Annotated in this window: 18 protein-coding genes; 7 read left to right on the forward strand and 11 right to left on the reverse strand. The window is 71.1% G+C overall.

The window, feature by feature from the left end; genetic code table 11:
* Window positions 1-191 precede the first annotated feature (191 nt).
* Both BJY18_RS36330 and BJY18_RS09745 read left to right on the forward strand, forming a co-directional pair.
* Window positions 192-554 (forward strand): helix-turn-helix transcriptional regulator, encoded by a 363-nt coding sequence (locus BJY18_RS36330; RefSeq protein ID WP_312873802.1) that lies wholly within the window; start codon window positions 192-194, stop codon window positions 552-554.
* 31 nt (window positions 555-585) lie between these two features.
* Entirely contained in the window at window positions 586-1,161 is a 576-nt protein-coding gene (locus tag BJY18_RS09745; protein ID WP_184779604.1) for a helix-turn-helix domain-containing protein, read from the forward strand.
* Between the two features lie 62 nt (window positions 1,162-1,223).
* Here the strand turns inward: BJY18_RS09745 and BJY18_RS09750 are convergent, their stop codons facing one another.
* Entirely contained in the window at window positions 1,224-2,675 is a 1,452-nt protein-coding gene (locus BJY18_RS09750; protein WP_184779606.1) for an aromatic amino acid ammonia-lyase, read from the reverse strand.
* A gap of 87 nt (window positions 2,676-2,762) precedes the next feature.
* Here BJY18_RS09750 and BJY18_RS09755 point away from each other — a divergent pair, with 87 nt between their 5' ends.
* Both BJY18_RS09755 and BJY18_RS09760 read left to right on the forward strand, forming a co-directional pair.
* Window positions 2,763-3,584 (forward strand): MurR/RpiR family transcriptional regulator, encoded by an 822-nt coding sequence (locus BJY18_RS09755; protein ID WP_184779608.1) that lies wholly within the window; start codon window positions 2,763-2,765, stop codon window positions 3,582-3,584.
* Window positions 3,550-4,878, forward strand: a complete 1,329-nt coding sequence (locus tag BJY18_RS09760; protein WP_184779610.1) for an MFS transporter — start codon at window positions 3,550-3,552, stop codon at window positions 4,876-4,878. The genes BJY18_RS09755 and BJY18_RS09760 overlap by 35 nt, the downstream gene beginning before the upstream one ends.
* A gap of 12 nt (window positions 4,879-4,890) precedes the next feature.
* Here BJY18_RS09760 and BJY18_RS09765 read toward each other — a convergent pair whose 3' ends face one another.
* The 3 genes from BJY18_RS09765 to BJY18_RS37725 all read right to left on the reverse strand — a co-directional run bounded on the left by BJY18_RS09765 (window position 4,891) and on the right by BJY18_RS37725 (window position 8,693).
* Complete coding sequence (locus BJY18_RS09765; RefSeq protein ID WP_246458822.1) at window positions 4,891-5,703, reverse strand: glycoside hydrolase family protein; 813 nt, start codon at window positions 5,701-5,703, stop codon at window positions 4,891-4,893.
* A 156-nt stretch (window positions 5,704-5,859) separates the two neighbouring features.
* On the reverse strand, window positions 5,860-7,116 hold the full coding sequence (locus tag BJY18_RS37720) for a LuxR family transcriptional regulator (protein ID WP_184779612.1): 1,257 nt from the start codon (window positions 7,114-7,116) through the stop codon (window positions 5,860-5,862).
* 365 nt (window positions 7,117-7,481) lie between these two features.
* Window positions 7,482-8,693 carry a helix-turn-helix transcriptional regulator gene (locus BJY18_RS37725; protein WP_184779614.1) on the reverse strand — a complete coding sequence of 404 codons (1,212 nt, stop codon included), beginning with the start codon at window positions 8,691-8,693 and terminating at the stop codon, window positions 7,482-7,484.
* Window positions 8,694-8,966: 273 nt separating this feature from the next.
* On the opposite strand from BJY18_RS37725, the gene BJY18_RS09780 reads away from it, so the two are divergent.
* On the forward strand, window positions 8,967-9,737 hold the full coding sequence (locus BJY18_RS09780) for a thaumatin family protein (protein WP_184779616.1): 771 nt from the start codon (window positions 8,967-8,969) through the stop codon (window positions 9,735-9,737).
* Window positions 9,738-9,756: 19 nt separating this feature from the next.
* The gene (locus BJY18_RS09785; RefSeq protein WP_246458824.1) at window positions 9,757-10,617 is read left to right on the forward strand and encodes a hypothetical protein; all 861 of its coding nucleotides are present in this window, start codon (window positions 9,757-9,759) and stop codon (window positions 10,615-10,617) included.
* Between the two features lie 54 nt (window positions 10,618-10,671).
* Here BJY18_RS09785 and BJY18_RS09790 read toward each other — a convergent pair whose 3' ends face one another.
* The 3 genes from BJY18_RS09790 to BJY18_RS09800 all read right to left on the reverse strand — a co-directional run bounded on the left by BJY18_RS09790 (window position 10,672) and on the right by BJY18_RS09800 (window position 13,491).
* Window positions 10,672-12,453 carry a glycoside hydrolase family 76 protein gene (locus tag BJY18_RS09790; protein WP_246458825.1) on the reverse strand — a complete coding sequence of 594 codons (1,782 nt, stop codon included), beginning with the start codon at window positions 12,451-12,453 and terminating at the stop codon, window positions 10,672-10,674.
* A gap of 214 nt (window positions 12,454-12,667) precedes the next feature.
* On the reverse strand, window positions 12,668-12,862 hold the full coding sequence (locus BJY18_RS09795) for a hypothetical protein (protein WP_184779620.1): 195 nt from the start codon (window positions 12,860-12,862) through the stop codon (window positions 12,668-12,670).
* Window positions 12,863-12,909: 47 nt separating this feature from the next.
* Window positions 12,910-13,491, reverse strand: a complete 582-nt coding sequence (locus tag BJY18_RS09800; protein WP_184779622.1) for a flavodoxin family protein — start codon at window positions 13,489-13,491, stop codon at window positions 12,910-12,912.
* Window positions 13,492-13,572: 81 nt separating this feature from the next.
* Between BJY18_RS09800 and BJY18_RS09805 the strand changes: the two genes are divergently transcribed.
* Window positions 13,573-13,992 (forward strand): MarR family winged helix-turn-helix transcriptional regulator, encoded by a 420-nt coding sequence (locus BJY18_RS09805; RefSeq protein ID WP_184779624.1) that lies wholly within the window; start codon window positions 13,573-13,575, stop codon window positions 13,990-13,992.
* Between the two features lie 166 nt (window positions 13,993-14,158).
* Here BJY18_RS09805 and BJY18_RS09810 read toward each other — a convergent pair whose 3' ends face one another.
* Genes BJY18_RS09810 through BJY18_RS09825 form a run of 4 tightly spaced genes read right to left on the reverse strand, consistent with a single transcriptional unit; the run spans window position 14,159 to window position 16,871 of the window.
* Complete coding sequence (locus tag BJY18_RS09810; protein ID WP_184779626.1) at window positions 14,159-14,665, reverse strand: hypothetical protein; 507 nt, start codon at window positions 14,663-14,665, stop codon at window positions 14,159-14,161.
* Window positions 14,665-14,964, reverse strand: coding sequence for a YbaB/EbfC family nucleoid-associated protein (locus BJY18_RS09815; protein WP_184779628.1), 300 nt, complete (start codon window positions 14,962-14,964; stop codon window positions 14,665-14,667). Before BJY18_RS09815 ends, BJY18_RS09810 begins: the two co-directional genes overlap by 1 nt.
* Window positions 14,961-16,052, reverse strand: a complete 1,092-nt coding sequence (locus tag BJY18_RS09820) for a CHAP domain-containing protein (RefSeq protein ID WP_312873803.1) — start codon at window positions 16,050-16,052, stop codon at window positions 14,961-14,963. Before BJY18_RS09820 ends, BJY18_RS09815 begins: the two co-directional genes overlap by 4 nt.
* Window positions 16,053-16,067: 15 nt before the next feature.
* Window positions 16,068-16,871 carry a transglycosylase SLT domain-containing protein gene (locus BJY18_RS09825; protein ID WP_184779630.1) on the reverse strand — a complete coding sequence of 268 codons (804 nt, stop codon included), beginning with the start codon at window positions 16,869-16,871 and terminating at the stop codon, window positions 16,068-16,070.
* Window positions 16,872-16,902: the final 31 nt, after the last annotated feature.

Below are 16,902 nucleotides of genomic sequence, written 5' to 3' on the forward strand. Positions count from 1 at the left end.
ACGCCGGGATCGGCAGCGCAGGCCGGTCGCCGCCGCGCCGGAGCCAGAACAGGCACAGGGTCCGGCCGGATGGAATTCCGGGCTGGTCCCTCACGGAACTCGTGGAGGCGGCCACCCGCGCCGGAAAACCGACACCGATCGATCGGCTGTCCCGGTCCCGGGGCCGGACGCAGGAAGCCCGCGCGCGACTGGTGTACGGCGAGTGGCTGCGCCGGGAAGGACGGCGAGTCGACGCGAGGGTGCAGCTGCGGGCAGCGCAGGAGTCGTTCGCGGAGATGGGCGCGCACGCCTTCGCCGAGCGCGCGTCGCGCGAACTGCTCGCGACCGGCGAACGAGCACGGCGGCGCGTTCCCGAGACCAGCTCCCAGCTCACCCCGCAGGAGAGCCGGATCGCGGTGCTCGCCCGCGACGGCCGGTCCAACCCCGAGATCGGGACCGCCCTGTCGATCAGCCCGCGCACCGTCGAGTACCACCTGCACAAGGTGTTCACCAAGCTCGACATCGCTTCCCGGACCGAACTGCACCTGGTGCTCTCGGCGGCCCGGACGCGCTGAGAGTGCCCGTCGGGGCACTAGGATCACCCGGATGGCAGCAGTGGACGACATCGACCTGCGGGTGAGCGAACGGCTTCGCGAGCTGCGTGACGAGCGCGGCATCACGCTCGCCGCGCTCGCCGGGCAGACCGGGATCTCCGCGCCGCACCTGTCCCGTCTGGAAAAGGGCGAACGGCAGCCCTCGATCGGCGCGCTCCTGCAGCTGGCCCGGGTCTACGGCGTTTCGGTCAGCCGGCTGGTCGAGGAGCGCGACGAGGACGATCTGCACCTCGTCCGGGCCGGCGAAGCACCGGTGCACGTCGGACAGGACGGCCGCTACACGGTGCTGAGCGGCCCGCGTGCCGCGATTTCCGTGGTACGCATCGAACTCGCGGCAGGCAAACCGACCACAGCGGCCGAACACGTCGGTGAGGAATGGCTGCACGTCGTGTCGGGCACCGTGCGGCTGACCCTCGACGACCGCAAGGAAACACTGGAGACCGGCGACTCCGCGCATTTCGACTCGGCCCGGCCGCACCGGCTCACCGCCGCGCGGCGAAGGTCGGCGACCGTGCTGATCGTTTCCAGCGCGGCCACCGTACCCATGCGCCATCCGGTCCCGCGCTGAGCGCCGCCGGTCCGCCTTGCACCCGGCTCCGGTGGCGGATCATCCCGCCCCGGCGGCGGGCCTCACAGCAACGCCAGCCGGCCGAGCAGAGTCTCCGCCTGGCTGATTTCGGTGCTCAGCGGATGGTCCGCCATGGTGTGCGGGAGAACCGACGACGCGAGCTGGAACGCCTCACGCAGCGGGGTGTCCGGCAACGGCGCGTCCGCGAGACGCAACGCGCGCGTCGCGCCGAGCAGTTCGCAGGCCAGCACCGTGCGGTAGGCGGCCGTCGCGGCGACCGTGCTGCGCACGGCGTGCGTGGAAAAGCTGGCGTGATCCTCCAAACCACGCGAGATCACCGCGGTCCCGAGAGTCACCGGGGAGGCCGCGTGACGCAGCGTGCCGAGGGCGTCGTGGGCGACGTACTCGAGGATCATGATTCCCGAACTGCCTGCCGGGCCTTCGGCGAGGAACGGCGGGAGGCCACTGAGATCGGGTTCGACCAGGTCGCTCAACCGCGCGGCGGACAGCTCCGCCACGTGGTGCAGCGCGGCCCGCATGTGGTCGAAAGCGAGCGCCACGTGTGCGGTGGAGAACTGGCCGTGGTGGTAGGCCTGCTCGGTCTCGATGTCGATGAACGGATTTTCCGCCGCCGCGTTGAGGTCGATGTCCAGTACGCGCTCCACGTTCGCCGCGGCTTCCAGCGCCGTGCCCTGCACCTGCGGGAAAGCCCGGAGCCCGAACGGGTCCTGCAGCCTGCGGCCCGGCGGCAGGTCGTCGGCCGCGGTCAGCAGCCGGCGCAGCTGCGCGGCACAGCGCACCGCGCCCGGATGCGGCCGGGCCTGGTGCACGCGTTCGGAGAACGCCTCGGCCGAACCGCCGAGAGCACAGAAAGTCAGCGCTGTCACCACGGTGCTGGCGTCGAGCAGCCGGGTCAGGTCCCGCCACGCGAGCACGGCCTGGCCGAGCGTCGCGGCGTTGCTGGAGATGAACGCGAGCGCGTCGCCCGGGCTGATCGCGACGGGATCGAGCGCACCGGCCGCCCAGGGCAGCTCACCCGCCAGGGTCAGCGCGACCTCGGCGAGCGAGGTGAGATCACCGGTCCCGATCGCCCCGCGTGAGTGCACGAGCGGCTGCGCGCCGACGCGCAATGCGGTTTCCAGTGCCCGCAGCAGGCGCGGGTGCACTCCGCTGCCCGACGCGGCGAGCTGGTTCAGCCGCACGAGCATCGCCGCACGCACCGCGTCGCCGGACAACGGCTCGCCGGTGCCGCCGGCATGGCTGCGCAGCAACCGCAGCCCGTGCTGGTCGACCGATTCCGGATCCACCACGGTGTGGCGGTTGGCACCCACTCCCGTCGTCCGGCCGTAGACGGCGCGTTTCGCGCCCAGTTCGACGGCGAGTTCGTAACTCTGCCCGGCCCGGGCGATGGCGTCCGGAGCGAGTTCGGCCCACGCACTGAGGCGGGCCACCCGCACGACGTCGGCGCACCGGAGCCCGGCGCCACTGATCTCGATTCGGCTGCTGTCGGTCATCACGACCCCACTTGACAAGTTTTCATTCACTCTTATGGTGACATGAAACTATTCATTCGCCCAGTGGGCAAGACGGCGGGAGGTCCGATGCCCCGGCCGCTGCACGATCTGCTGACCGCGCACCGGCTCACCCCGGCGCAGCGGCGGATCGCCAGCTACCTCGCCGACCACGCCGCCGACGCCGCGGCGCTGACCAGTGCCGAGCTGGCCCAGTACGCCGAGGTGAGCCAGCCGTCGGTGACCCGGTTCGTCGCCCTGCTCGGTTTCGACGGCTACGGCGAGTTCCGCCGGTACCTGCGCGAGGCACCCACCGAACCGCCGGCCGAGAGCGGGAACAAGTTCCAGGCCGCGATCGACGCCGATCTGCGCACGCTCAAAGCACTGCGGTCCCAGCTCGCCGACGAGACCCGGCTGCGTACCATCGCCGCGGCGCTGATGGCCGGCGAGCCGCTGATCGTCGCCGGCTACCGGGTGTCCGCCGCGCAGGCCGCATCGTTCGCCTACCTGGCCAGGAAAATCCACCCGGACGTCCGCCTCGTCACCGACGCCGGCAGCGTCTTCGGGGACGCCCTGCGCCACGCCCACCGGCGTGGCGCCGGGGTGATGGTCCTGTTCGCGCTCCCCCGTTACCCACGGGAGAGCGCCGAAGCACTCACGCAGGCCCGGGCACTCGGGCTGCGCACCCTGCTGATCACGGACCGCCCGGTGTCCGTGCTGACCCCGTTCGCCGACGACGTGCTCGGGGCGGGTGTGGCCTCGGAGTTCGTCTTCGACTCCCACGCCGCGGTCGTGTCCCTGTCGGTGGCGCTGGTCGAGGCGATGGCCGACGCGGCCGGCGCGCTCGCCCGGCAACGACTGGAAGGTTTCGAAGACTATGCCGCAGACCAGGGCCTCTTCCTCGCCGAGTGAGACGGCCTTCGACGACGTCCCGCTCAACCGGTTCCACCTGCGCATCACCGGCCTGACCTTCTGCGCCAACTTCTCCGACGGGTACGAGCTGGGCATCATCAGCATCGCGCTGCCGGTGATCGCCGGCCGGCTCGGGTTCGGCTCGGTGTGGGAGGGGCTGCTCGGTGCGTCCGCGCTGATCGGCATCTTCCTCGGCAGCGTGCTGGTCGGCTGGGCCGCGGACAAGATCGGCCGGCAACGGCTCTACACACTGGACTTCCTGCTGATCGCGGTCGCGTCCGCGGCGGAGTTCTTCGTGGCCGATCCGGTGCAGTTGTTCTTACTGCGCCTGCTGATCGGCATCGGGATCGGCGCCGACTACGCGCTCGGGCCCACGCTGGTGGCCGAGTTCGTGCCGCGCAAGTACCGGGGCGGTCTGCTCGCCTCGCTGACCGTGCTGTGGACCGTCGGCTACGTCGCGGCCTTCTTCTTCGGCAACTACGTGGTGGACCTCGGGGACGATTCCTGGCGCTGGCTGCTGGCCAGCAGCTGCCTCCCGGCCGTCGCGGTCGTGCTGCTGCGCATCGGCGTCCCGGAATCCCCGCGGTGGCTGCTCACCCGCGGCAAACTCGATCAGGCCCGCGCCGTGGTACGCCGCCTCGGCGGCGACGGCGCCGCGTTCGAATCGCTGGTCGCCTCGCACCGCGGCGAGCGCCGCGCCCGCTACCGCGAACTGTTCGGCCGGAAGTACTGGCGGCGCACCGCCTTCGGCGCGATCTTCTACAACGCCCAGGTCATCCCGTACTTCGCGATCTACACGTTCCTGCCGCTGGTGCTGCTGAAGATGGGCGTCGGCGAGGAGGACACCACCAGCGACGGCCTGCTGAACCTGTTCCTGCTGCTGGGCAGCCTCGGCGGCCTGTGGGCGGTGGCGAAGGCCAGCCGCCGCGGCCTGACCATCTGGTCGTTCGTGGTGCTGATCCTGTCGCTGGCGCCGATGGCGATCTGGCCGGACGCCCCGACCGCGGTGCTGTTCCCGCTGTTCCTCGTCTTCACCTTCACCATGTCCGGCGCGGTGAACCTCGACCAGGTCTACCCGCCGGAGCTGTTCCCGACCGATCTGCGCAGCTCCGGGGTCGGCCTGCTCAACGGGCTCAGCCGGATCGGCTCCGCGATCGGCACCTTCCTGCTCCCGCTCAGCCTCGACGGCATCGGGTTCTCACCGACGATGCTCGTGCTCACGCTGGTACTGGTGGCCGGGCTCGGTGTCTCGCTGCTGTGGGCCCCGGAAACGAAGAACTCGGCTCTGGACTGATCCGGGCGGCTTTCAGCCCGCCTTGTACGCCTCACCGCTGGCGTTCGGGGTCGCGCCGTCGTAGAGGCCGGTGGGTGCGGTGCCGGTGGACAGGGTGAACCACGCGTAGCGTTCGACGAACGGGAGATCCTGCAGCATCGCCGACGACCCGCTGACGAAGTCGGTCTGCTCCTGCGGGCTCGGGTACCGCGGGGTGCCCGATGAGAAGTCCGTCAAGGCGTATTCGGTAAGCCAGATCGGTTTCCCGTACCGGTCGTGCACCGCCTGCAGGTAGCCGCGGAGCTGGTCGACCGCCGCGGCCGAGAAGTCTCCGCCGTACCAGTGCAGCGGGATGAAGTCGACGCGGTAACCCCGTTCCTGCGCGCCGCTGAGGAACTGGTCGAGCCAGCCGCCCGGCTGGTCCGCGCCGCCGGCCACGGCCGGCGCGCCCAGCCGCATCCCGGTGCCCTCGAGCCGCGGCCAGGCGTCGAGTGCCTCGTCCACCGACATTTCCGCCTGCCCGGCCAGGTCCGGCTCGTTGAACGCGAGCAGCGTCGAGCCCAGCGACTTCGCGCTGTCCAGCTGCTCGTCGGTGACCGAATCACGGCCCCAGATCATCGGCACGAACTCGACCCCGTCCGGCTGCGCGACCCCCTGCAGATCGCTGGCCCAGTCGTAGTACCAGCCCACACCCGAGTCCCGGAGCGCGTCACCGGCGCCGTCGACGTTGGTCAGGCTGACCCCTTTCTTCCCACCGTCCTGCTCGCCGGAAGCGGTGGCCGGGAACCAGGTCACCGCCGCCAGCATCGCCGATACGGCCAGCGCGAGCGGGCGAACGAACCTCATGACTGCCTCCGTTTCTCCGCCCCCGCACCGGGAACGGTAACCGTGCCCGCCGGTCCAGCGGGCGTTTCTGCGGCCGGACCGCAAGGCCCGCCCCTGCCCGCTGCGGCCGTCCCGCAGCCACGGCCACGCCGGAAGTCCGGTGACTCAGGGCAGGCGTCAGGGCAGGGGCGCGGGCAGCGCGGCCAGTTCCCGCCGCCCGGAGACCCCGAGCTTGCGGTACACGCCGGAAAGGTGGAACTCGACCGTGCGCACGGTGACGAACTGCTGTTCGGCGATCCGCCGGTTGGTCATCCCGGACCGGGCCAGCTCCGCGATCGTGCGCTGCTGCGCGGTCAGCCGGTCGCCGGCCTGACGGGCCAGCCGGTCGCAGGCGGCCTCCGCGCGTGCGGCCCACACCGCGTAACCCGCCTTGCGCGCGAGATCCCGTACGCCGCCGAGGACCGCACGCGCCTGCGAATGCTGCTGGTCGGCAGCGAGGAAGTGCGCGAGGTCGTACCGCGCGCACAACAGTTCCCCGGTGGCCGGGCCCCGGGCGAGGATTTCCGCCGCTTCGCGGGCCTCGGCAACCCCCCGGCCCACCACGACCGCGTGCGCGTGGGTCGACACACCGAGCGTCCTCGCGTTCGGCCAGCGCCGGGCGAGTGCCAGCTCCCGGCCGGCGAGCACCGCGGCCAGCCGGGACCGCCCGGACGCGAACGCGCACAGCGCCGCCCGGGATCTCCAGGGCACCACCGCCGGATTCGCCACCCCGCGTTCGGTGAGCAGCCGGCCGCAGTCGAGGAATGCCGTTCTCGCCACCTCGTGGCGTTCCGCCGCGAGCTCCAGTTCTCCCAGCGCGGCAGCCAGTTCCACCTCGTCGTCGTTGCCGGGACGGGACGCGGCACAGACCCGGTCGAGCATCCGGCGGTAGGCCGTGTCGAAGTCGCCGAGGCCGACGTGCGCGACGGTCGACCACGCCACGAGCAGATCGCGCAGGCACGGCTCGGCAGCACGCTCGAGGGCGCGGTCGAACGTCGCGGCCGCTTCCGCCGGATCGCCCTGCAACCAGGCCAGCCTGCCTCGCATGGCCAGCGCGAAATTCCTTGTCACGCCTCGGTTTTCGGCACTCCGCGCCGTGAGCACCCGGTCGCAGTGCTCCTCGGCGAGGTCGAGTTCCCCCGCGTGCACGAGGGCCACCGCGGCGTACCAGAACGACAGCACGTCGTGTCTGCCCGGCGAACCCAGCACGAAAGCCGCCTCGCGGACCACCTGGTCCCGGTCCTCCCCGGCGTTGGCCAGCGCGACGGCCCGCAGCGCGTGCGCACGTTCGGGCGGCTCCGCCGCGGCGACCCGGGCGGCCGCCACACCCCCTGGTGCGTAAGGCAACCCGAACACGGGACCGGCTGCCGGACTGGCCACCTCCGTCGACGACACGGCCCGCTCCTCTGCCTCACTGGCGGCAAGGTTTCACCGTCATCTCACGGAACATGGTGCATCTTCACGAACGGGGTGGCGTAGCGCGGGAAACGACCGGTACCGGCGCCGGATTTTCCCCTTCCACCCGGGTGGCCCAATAGCCTGCCGAGAGCTCGACCGACGACACCGCTGTGACCAGCGTGTTCGCCTTGGCCCGCACGCGAGCCCCGACGATCGTTGTCACTCGTTCGTGTGATCACCGCGGGCAGGGTACAAGGGGGCAGGAAATGTGCACGGCCATCGGTTGCGTTTTCCCGCAATTGCGGCGTGCGGCAGTACGCCGCACTCCTGCGGCCTCGGGTGAATGGTGATATCCGCGGCCGTCAGCCTGCCGGCAGGTTCTCCGGAGCGAGCAGAGGGAATTGGAGTTCGTCGCGGCCACGGATCCCGAGTTTGCGGTAGACCTGCGAAAGGTGGAACTCGACAGTGCGCACGGCGAGGAACTGCTTCGCCGCGATGTCCTGGTTGCGATAGTTGGCCAGGGCGAGAAAGGCGACTTTCAGCTCGATCGGGGTCAGTGCGGGGCCGGGTCGCGGATCGCATCCGCGCAGTGCTTCCGCGACCCGCGCCGTCCGGTGCCGGTTCCCGGCACCGCGGAATCCCGTGGCGGCCCTGGTGAACTGGACCCGGGCGTGCGCCGGGCGGCCGGCCTCCAGCAGCCGGCGGCCGAGTTCGTACCGCGCCTCGCCCGCCTCGATCGCCGCCGCGCCGGCCTCGAGCAGCTCCGCGGCTTCGCAGAGCAGGTCGAGCTCGGGCCCGTCGCCGGCCAGCAGCGCGAGCCCGGCCAGCGTCTCCCCCACCACCCGCGGTTCGCCCCAGGCCAGCGCGGCTTCATGGTCCTCGCGGGCGAGATCCGCGGCCAGTTCGAGGTTCCCGCACGCGTGCGCGCACCACGCCGCCCGCCGCCGCCACGGCGACACGGCGGGATTGGCCACCCCGCTCACGGTGAACTGCCGTCCGGCGGCCAGGTGCTCGGCCAGCCCGGCGCGGAAGTCTCCGGCGTCCATGGCGACCAGGCCACGGGCACACCGCAGCTCCGGCGTGTTTCCGCCGTCGCCCGCTTCGGCGAGCAGCGCGTTCGCCTCGACCGGCCGACCTCGACAGAGCAGCAGCTCGGCCGTTTCGGCCATGAGCACCGGGTGCAGTTCCGCGCTGCCGGGACGACGGTGGAGCTGATCGTAGAGCTCCCACGCGGTGTCCAGGTCGCCGCGCCACCGTGCGGTGCGCGCCCGGATGAGCGTGCCGTGGTCCTGCAGTTTCTCGTCCGGCAGTCTCTCGTCCGGCGCTGCTTCGTCCGGCGCTGCGGTGTCCGCGTCGTCGTGATGTCCGAGACGGGCCGCCGCGCGATCGGCGGCGGCGAGCTCGCCTGCCAGGACCAGGGTGCTCAGCGCGTCGAACACGCATCCGGGCCGGTGCCTGCAGGCGGGATCGGCCAGCGCCCGCTCGGCCTCGCCGACCGCGGCATCCAGGTCACGGCCGGCGCGCGCGAGCGCGATCGCCCGCCGCGCCGGGCACGATCCGGGCGGCACTGCCACGGCCGGCCCGGGATACGCGGACCGGAAAAAGCGAGACGACACAGCGAACGCACTCCCGGACGCGGGCGGCGTGGGGTTTCGTTTCCGGGTTCCCGCCCGCGTCGCTTCCGAGAATAAGACCGGCGCCGGATTCGTCAACAGCCGCGCCCAGGGCCGGCCGATGGCTGTCGTGGCGGAGTTCATCGCAGTTGTGCGGCCGGACCGTAAAGACGGACACCTCCCGTCCCGGTGAGACTTTTCCGGTACCCCGGTCCCGGACACGGAGGAACAGCGATGCGCAGAAGAATCTTCCCGAAACTGGCGGCTCTGGTGGCGGCCGCGCTGGTGGCCACCGGCGGAGCCGCGGCCTCGTCCACGGCCGCGTCGGCCGAGACCCCGGCGACGACCGACGGCCCTACCATCACGCTGGTCAACCAGAGCGGCGAGACGCTCTGGATCGGTGCCAGCGTCAACGCCGACGGCTCACCCACCCCGACCGGGCTGCCGGTCATCGAGGACGGTCAGCAGGCCACCGTCCCGGTGCCCGACGATCCGCACTGGCGGGGCAGGTTCTTCGGCAGGCAGGGCTGCACCGGCGACTCCGGCAGCTCGTTCCACTGCGCGATCGGCGACTGCGGACCGCTGGCGGATCAGTGCACCACCGGCGAGCAGCCGACCAGCCTCGCCGAGTTCAACTTCGACCCGGGCGACCAGCTCGCGCCCTGGTACAACGTGAGCTACGTGAACGCGGTGTCGGTGCCGATCACGATCGAACCCGCCGGAGCAGGCGCCCGCTCACCGAGCGAGTCATGCGAACCGGTCGGCTGCTCGGACCCGCTCCTGCAGTACTGCCCGCCGGAAAACCTGAGCACGGACGACAGTGGCAAGCCGGTGCTCTGCACGAACCCGAACCGCGACGCGCAGACCCCCTACAGCGACGCGATCTCCAGCCACTGCCCCAAGGCGTATGCATGGTCCAAACAGGACTCCGAGGGCGGCAACCAGGTGGTACGGCAGTGCAGCGGCTGCAGTGGCTTCACGGTGACCTTCCACCACGCGGTCTGACTTCCCGGACCGGTGGATCATGAACGAAGAGAGGTCGGAGTACGTGTTCAGAAGAAAGCACGCGACGGTGCTGGGCGCGGTGGCGCTGCTGGCCGGTTCGCTCGCCGCGACCGCGCCGGCGACGACGGCGGCAGCCGCGTCCGGCCCGGTGACCCATTCGACCGTCTGCGACGGTGACGGCAGCAGCGGGAAGCGCGTTCAGGCGCTCTACGTGCACAGCACCGACCAGCCGGACCGGCACGACGAGCTGGCCGAGCAGTTCCGCGGCTTCGCCGACCAGATCGACGACGACTTCGTCGAAGCGGCACAGCGCCTCGGCGGCGGGACCCGGCACGTCCGGTTCGTCACCGACGGCGACTGCCGGGCCGTCATCGACGACGTCGCCGTCGATCCTTCCGCAATGGACACCGTCGACACGATCACCGACGCGATCAAGGCGCAGGGCTACGACCACGCCGACCGCAAGTACCTGGTCTGGTACGACAAGGACGGCTGCGGCCTGGCCTTCGGCAACGGCGGGGACGACCGGCCCGGCGCGGACAACCCGTACAACGCGGGCCCGCACTACGCGACGATCGGCACCGGCTGCTGGTCCTGGCAGGCCAGCGGGCACGAGCTGCTGCACACCCTCGGCGCGGTCCAGTCCAGTGCGCCGAACGCCACCAGCAACGGGCACTGCTGGGACGACGAGGACATCATGTGCTACGACGACGGCGGTATTCCCGACCCGCCGGGCGGGCTCGTGAAGGTGTGCGAGGGCGCCCCGGAGAACCAGATCGACTGCAACGGCGACGACTACTTCAACACCGACCCGCCCGAGGGCAGCTATCTGGCCACCCACTGGAACGTGGCGAACAGCGATTACCTGATCCGGCAGTGAGTCCCATCCCTACGCCGGGCCGTCCCCTGTGGACGGCCCGGCGTTCTCCCGGGCTCAGCCGGCCGCGATCAGTGCTTCGAGGCCCGAGGCCTGGGTGCGCCAGTCTGTCACGTTCGGACTGCCGCCGGTCCAGCGCTGGCCGATCCGGTTGAGCGGATCCCGGTCGTGCTGCCAGATCGCGTCCGCCTGGGTACGAGTGAAGTCCTGATAGGACTGTTCGCCGGTGGCCCCGGCCAAGTCGCCGAAGTAGCGCAGCAAGATGCCCTTGAACTGCTTCTGGTTGTCGTCACAGGAATTCGACCCGGTGTCGCAGGACTCGACGAGGATGCCGCCGGAGGTGAGCCCGGCCTCCGCCGCGTCCGCGAGCCGGCGTGCGGTGTCCAGATAGGACTGTTCACCGGTCGCGCGCCACAGCTCGGTGAAGCCACCGATCGCCAGCCCCTGGTTGTAGGTCCACACCGTCTGGCCGTTGTTCGCGCACCCGGCGGTGAGCCCGTCGTTCACCAGCCCGGAGGCGTTGATCAGGCCACTGCCGAGATACCAGTCCCCGGCGTCCCGGGCCCGCTGCCCCCATTCGGTGTCCCCGGAGACACGCAGGTGCAGCGACGCGGTGAGACGGAGGTACAGACCACTGGTGACGGCGTTCTTGTAGGTGCGTTCGCGGTCCCACCACACACCGCCGCCACAGGTTCCCGGATCCCAGAAACCGTGCACGTACTCGGCGATCGTGACCGCTTCGGTGAGGTAACGCTCCTCGTGGGTGCGGTCGTAGGCGGCGATCCAGGCCAGCCCCCACCAGGCGGAGTCGTCGATCGCCCTGCTGATGAAGTCACCCTCGATGGGATCGGAGCTGCGCTCACCCGCGGGAAAGGACGCCCGGTTGACGTCGAACACCCGCGCCAGCACGGAATCGAACTCACTGCTGCCCGAATTCGCCACGGCGGTCACCGCGACCGCCGAGTTCCACCAGCTCGAGGGCCACCAGGCGCGGGTGGGCTCGTAGGACCACATCAGCGCGTCCACCGCGCCGGCCACGCGGGTGCGGGACGGCCGCGCCCACGCCGTGCAACTGCCGTCGGAATGCGTGACCTCACGACCGCAGGCGCGGACCGCGCCACCGAGCATCCGGCCACGCAGATCGCGGGTGGCGAACGCCGCGGTGTGCGTCCCGGTGGCGCCGTCGGGCACGCTCGTGCGGCCGAGCGAGGACCCGTCGGGCCAGCTCGCGCCGGCGTCCCACGAACGGTCGAGCCAGACCTCGTCACCCGCGCCGCCGGCGCCGAGCGCGGCCCACGCCATGCCCTGGCCGTCGAAGTGCAGCGAGACGTCCCGGCCGTGAATCGTGGTGGCCGGAACCGGCTGGGCGTCCCCGGTCCCGGGCGCGGTTCCGTCGCAGGCCGCGTCGCACACCTGCGGGTGGATCCAGCCGGTGCACGCGACGCCCTGCGCGTCACCGCAGGCACGGAGCAGGCCGCGCCGGTGCGCGACCGGGTCGGTGAGGTTGTACATCAGGGTGCGGGCGCCGGTCCGGCCGTCCGGAACCGCGGCCTGGCCGAGCAACCCGTCCCAGGTGGCACCGCCGTCCCAGGACCGGTCGAGCCACACCGCGTCCCCCGGCTGCCCGTCGTCGATGCTCGCCCAGGCCATCCCGTCCGGGTCGGAGGCGTGCAACCGGAGCACCCGGCCGTTGATCTGCTTGTCGGGCAAGGGAAAACTCTCGTGCGCGGCCTGCGAGGGATCGAGCCGGTCACAGAACACCGCGCACACCGGGTCCGCCGCCGCACGCGGCACGGCCAGTGAAGCGAGAACGAGCACCACCACGAGCGATGTCGGCATGGACATTCCCCTCACCGGGAAGTGGAATGCTTTCCAGAATAGGAAACCGGACGGTTCCGGTGAAGAGGCGACCGTGGTTCTGTCCCGTTCCGGACAGGACTTCGGCCGGGCGCCGGAGGTGGCTCAGCGACGCGCGGGCCGGCGAGCCACCCCCGTCCCGGGTGGGCAGCCGTGGGCGCCCGGCCGGGTGTCCGGCCCGCGAGCCCGAAGATGTTCAGTCAGGCACGCGGGCCTTGTTCCGGCCGACCGCACGGCCGACGAAGAAGCCGATGAGCAGGCCGACGACCAGGCCGATGGCGATGAAGAAAATGACCGTCGCGGCGGCGATCTTGCCGACCGTGCCCAGGAATCCCCGCGCCTCCAGGTCGGCCGCCAACGCGACCGATTGGGTGAGTGCGTAGTGTGTCATGACCTCAGCGTGACATCACCGGACGCGGAGTGCAGGGTGTGTCCCGCTCACGGGTGAGCGGCTGCCACCTGCTCCGGCGAGGCCGCGGTGAAGAACGTGCGGGCGGCGGTCATCGCGGTGTCGTCGACGAGGACGTCGCCGGGGCGGCTGCCGGTGCCCACCAGGACTCCGCCCCAGTGCATGCCCAGGTAGTGCGCGCACAGGCGCAGCATGCCGACCAGCGGTTCGGCCTCGCGCTCGGTCTCGTTCAGCACGGTCACGCCCCACAGCGTCTTGCCCCGCATCCGCGGTTTGAACTCCGCTCCCGCCACGCGGATCCAGCCCGACCAGTAGTCGAGGTAGAGCTTCGTGGCGGCGGAGACCGAATACCAGTACACCGGCGACGCGAGCACCAGATCGCTCGCCGCGAACGTCGCGTCCATCAGGAGCCGTTCGTTGCCCTCCGGATCGGGGTGCCCGCCCTCGGCGTGCCGCCGGTCGTCGAACGGCGGCAGCGGCTTCTCCGGCAGCCGGATCCAGCGCTGCCGCACCGCGGCGGGCAGCTCCTTGGCTGCCCGGCGGGCCAGCATCTCGGTGTTGCCCCCGGCGCGGGCGGCGCCCAGCAGGAACAGGAATTCCCGGTCGGACATCAGGCCCTCCTCACATTAGATGCATGTACATCTAAATCTTGGACCTGCAGGTATTCTGGTGTCAAGAGCAGGGAGAACGCGATGATCGACGAACAGGCGTGGGACCGGATGCTCGTCCTGCACGCGCGGGTCGAACAGGAGCTGGCGAAAGCCCTGCAGCGCCGCCACGGTGTCGGCCTGTCCGAGTACCGCGCGCTGGCCCGCCTCGCGCACGGTCCACGAGGCGGCCTGCGCATGCAGGAGCTGGCCGAGGCGGTCGGGCTGAACCAGAGCTCGGTGAGCCGCATGTGCGCCCGGCTGGAGGACGCCGGCCTGACCATCCGCGACCTCTGCGAGGAGGACCGCCGCGGCGTCTACTCGATGATCACCCCCGCCGGGCGCACCCGGTTCACCGAAACCCAGCCGACGTACCGCGCCGTGCTGCAGGCCGCGCTCGACAAGGCCGCCGGCGACCCGGAGCTGCTCCAGGCCGTGACAGCGGTGCGCGGCGCCACCTCCTGAGCCACCAGGCGACTGGGGAGGCAGGTTCGCCACTGCCCGGCCGACGTGAACCGCACCTTCCGCGATGCGGCAAGGCCCGCCGGAAAACTGGAGCGGGCCTCCACGAACCGCGAGCTTGCCGAAGCGGGCCTCCACCAACCACGAGCCTGCCGAGCCGGGTAGCCGCTCAGTCTTTCACCGGCTCGAGGACGAAACCCTCCTCGTCGTCGTCCGTGGGTGCCGGGCGGCGGCGGGATCGGGTGGGCGCCGGCGGGGTCGCCGCAGCCGCGGGACCGTCTCCGGCATCGTCCGCGGAACCGGAACCGGAACCGGCGGCGACGCCTGCCTCGGATCCGGGCTCGGACTCGGGAGGCAGAGCCAGTGCGTCGCCGACCGCGGCGGTGACCGCCGGGGTCGTGCCGGCCTTGATCGCGCGCATGCCCGCGTGCAGGGCACGGGTACCGGCTTCCGTGCTGAGGCGGGAGATTTCCGCGGCCAGTGCGGCGGGGCCCTTCTCGAGCGCGGCCTCGCCGAGGTCCAGGGCCACGAGCATGCCGTGCACGTCGACGGTGACCGACAGCCCCTCGCCGCGGGCGGTGGCGCGGATCTCAGTCAGCCCGGCGGACAGGCCCAGGGTCTCCGGGATCTCGTCGGCGATGTCGATCAGGTCGTCGACCCCGCGTTCGTCCTCCATCACGCCCTCCAGCTCTCCGGGGTGGTGTCCTCGCTGCGCTCCGCGAGATGCTCCTCCCGGCCGAGGCCGAGCCCGGTCAGCTCGTCGTCGCCGAGCGGGCCGAGTTCGGCGGCCACCGCGTGCCGGGCGCGTTCGTTCGCCTCCGCGGCCGCCTCGCGCACCGTGCGCAGGATCGCGCCCGCCAGCGCGGGGCCGCCGCCACGCAGTGCCTCGGCGGTCAGCTCCAGGCTGCGCAGCGCACCACCGGGCGCCACCTCGACGCTCACCCCGCCCTGACGTGCGCTGCCGGTGATGCTCACTTCGGGTGCACCCCTCCGTAGAACCGGTGCGCATCGCGCGGCAGCACGTAGGTGTTGCGCTCGACCCGGTCGCTCGCGTTGCCCTCGATCGTGGTGATCTTGTGGCCGTCGACCTTCTCGATGATGCCGATGTGCGTGCTGCCCCCGTACGACGGGCCGGTGCCGAACAGGATCGCGTCCCCCGCCTTGGCCTGGTGCGCGATCGCACCGCGGCCGTAGGCGAGATGATGGCGCTCGCCCCATTTGTAGACGTCGCCGGTGAAACCGTACTTCGGAATGTCCACTCCGGACTTCCGCCACATCGACGTCGCGAAGTAGGAGCACCACGGCTGCCCGGTCGGGCCCCATTTGTTCCGGTTGTTCGGGCCCTCGTGGTAGCCGAGATTGGACCGCGCGTGGTCGAGGATCTTGTCGACCTTCTTGCTGTGGCTGGGTTTCGTGCCGTGGTGCTTCTCGTGTTTCGCGTGCTTCTGGTGTTTCTCGTGCTTTTCGTGGTGCCCGGGTTTGGTGTGCGCGCCACCCTTGTCCGCGACCCCGTCGTGGGCCAGCTCCTTCTGCAGCGCCCGCAGCTTACGGGCGGCCTCCTCCATTTCCGCGCGCGCGTTCTTCAGGTGCCCGGAGGATTCCTTGAGGTACTTGCCGGCCAGATCGGCCACATCGCCGATGGCGAGCAGCAGCGCGGCCGGGCTTCCGTTGCGCGCCAGCAGGTATCCGGCGTCGATCAGCTTGCGGGCCTTCGCGACGAATTCGTCGATGAGCTTGCCGGTCGCCTGGTGCCGTCCGGCGAGCGCGTCGGTCACCTCGCCGACCACCCGCGCGCCCTTCCGGCTCGCCCCCGCGGTGACGGTCAGCTCCTTGCCGAACTTGTCCGAATCCTTCTCGAACGACGGCGCGGCCTTGCTCTGCCAGGCGTTCAGCAGCGAATGCGCGGCCTTGTGCTGCACGTCGTGCTGCTCGGTGACGGCATGGGCGGCCTGCTGCAGCGCGTGCTGCGCGGCCTGCGCGTCGGCGGCCTTGCCTCGCAGCTTGCCGTGGTGGGTCTTCATCTCGTCCGCGAACGACGTCGCGACTCCTGCGGTGTCCAGCACGGGAACTCCCCCTCGTCAGCCCAGAATGCCCTGGATGTCCTGTTTGCTCAGTGCGGCCGCCGCCTGCTCGTCCATCTCGGCGTAGTCTCCCCGCGCCCGGAACACCGCCGCGCCCATCGTGCGCGCCTGCGCCCCGGTGGCCCGCACCTGGCGCTCCAGCGACCGGCTGAAGTCCCCCAGCGCGTCGGCGAACCCGGTCTCCTCGCCGACCTTGCCGAAGCTGTCCTTGGCGATCCCGGTGACCCGGTGCACCGTCTTCTTCCCGGTGGTGACCAGTTCGTCGGCGATGTGCTGGGTCTTCTTCTCGTAGGCGACGAACTGCTCGAGTTCGGCGCGGAATCCGGCGCCGCTCTTGCCGTGCGCGTGCTGGCCGTGGTGCTCGGCTTTCTTGTGATGCTCGGCCTTCTTGTGGTGCGCCGGCTTGTGGTGCTGGGCCTTGCCGTGGTGACGGGCGACGTCGGCGGCGGCCTTGCGCGCCGCGGCGAGATGGCTCTTGTACGCGCCGTTGGTGTAGGTCGACCACGGCTGGAAGCTCTTGCCGTGCCCCGAGATCGACCACGCCGCCTTGGCGTTCTCGTCCGGGGAGAACAGATCGTTGTTCGAGTGCAGGTGGAACTGGTGCCTGCGGGCCGGGCCGAGCGAGCCGAGCATGTTGACCTGCCACAGCCCGTACGAATTGTCCGGCGGGGTGCCGTTGTGCGCGTGGGCGTTGCCGCCCGACTCCGCCAGCGCCACCGCCACCGCGGTGCTCAGCGCGTGCCCGCGGAAACCCGCTTTGTAGGCGTGCTGCGCGATCTCCTCCGCCGACAACTTGCTCATCTCTGCAGGCCCCCTTCAAGGCGCTCCACTG

Origin of the sequence: Amycolatopsis jiangsuensis (assembly GCF_014204865.1) — a bacterium.
Classification (GTDB): Bacteria; Actinomycetota; Actinomycetes; order Mycobacteriales; family Pseudonocardiaceae; genus Amycolatopsis; species Amycolatopsis jiangsuensis.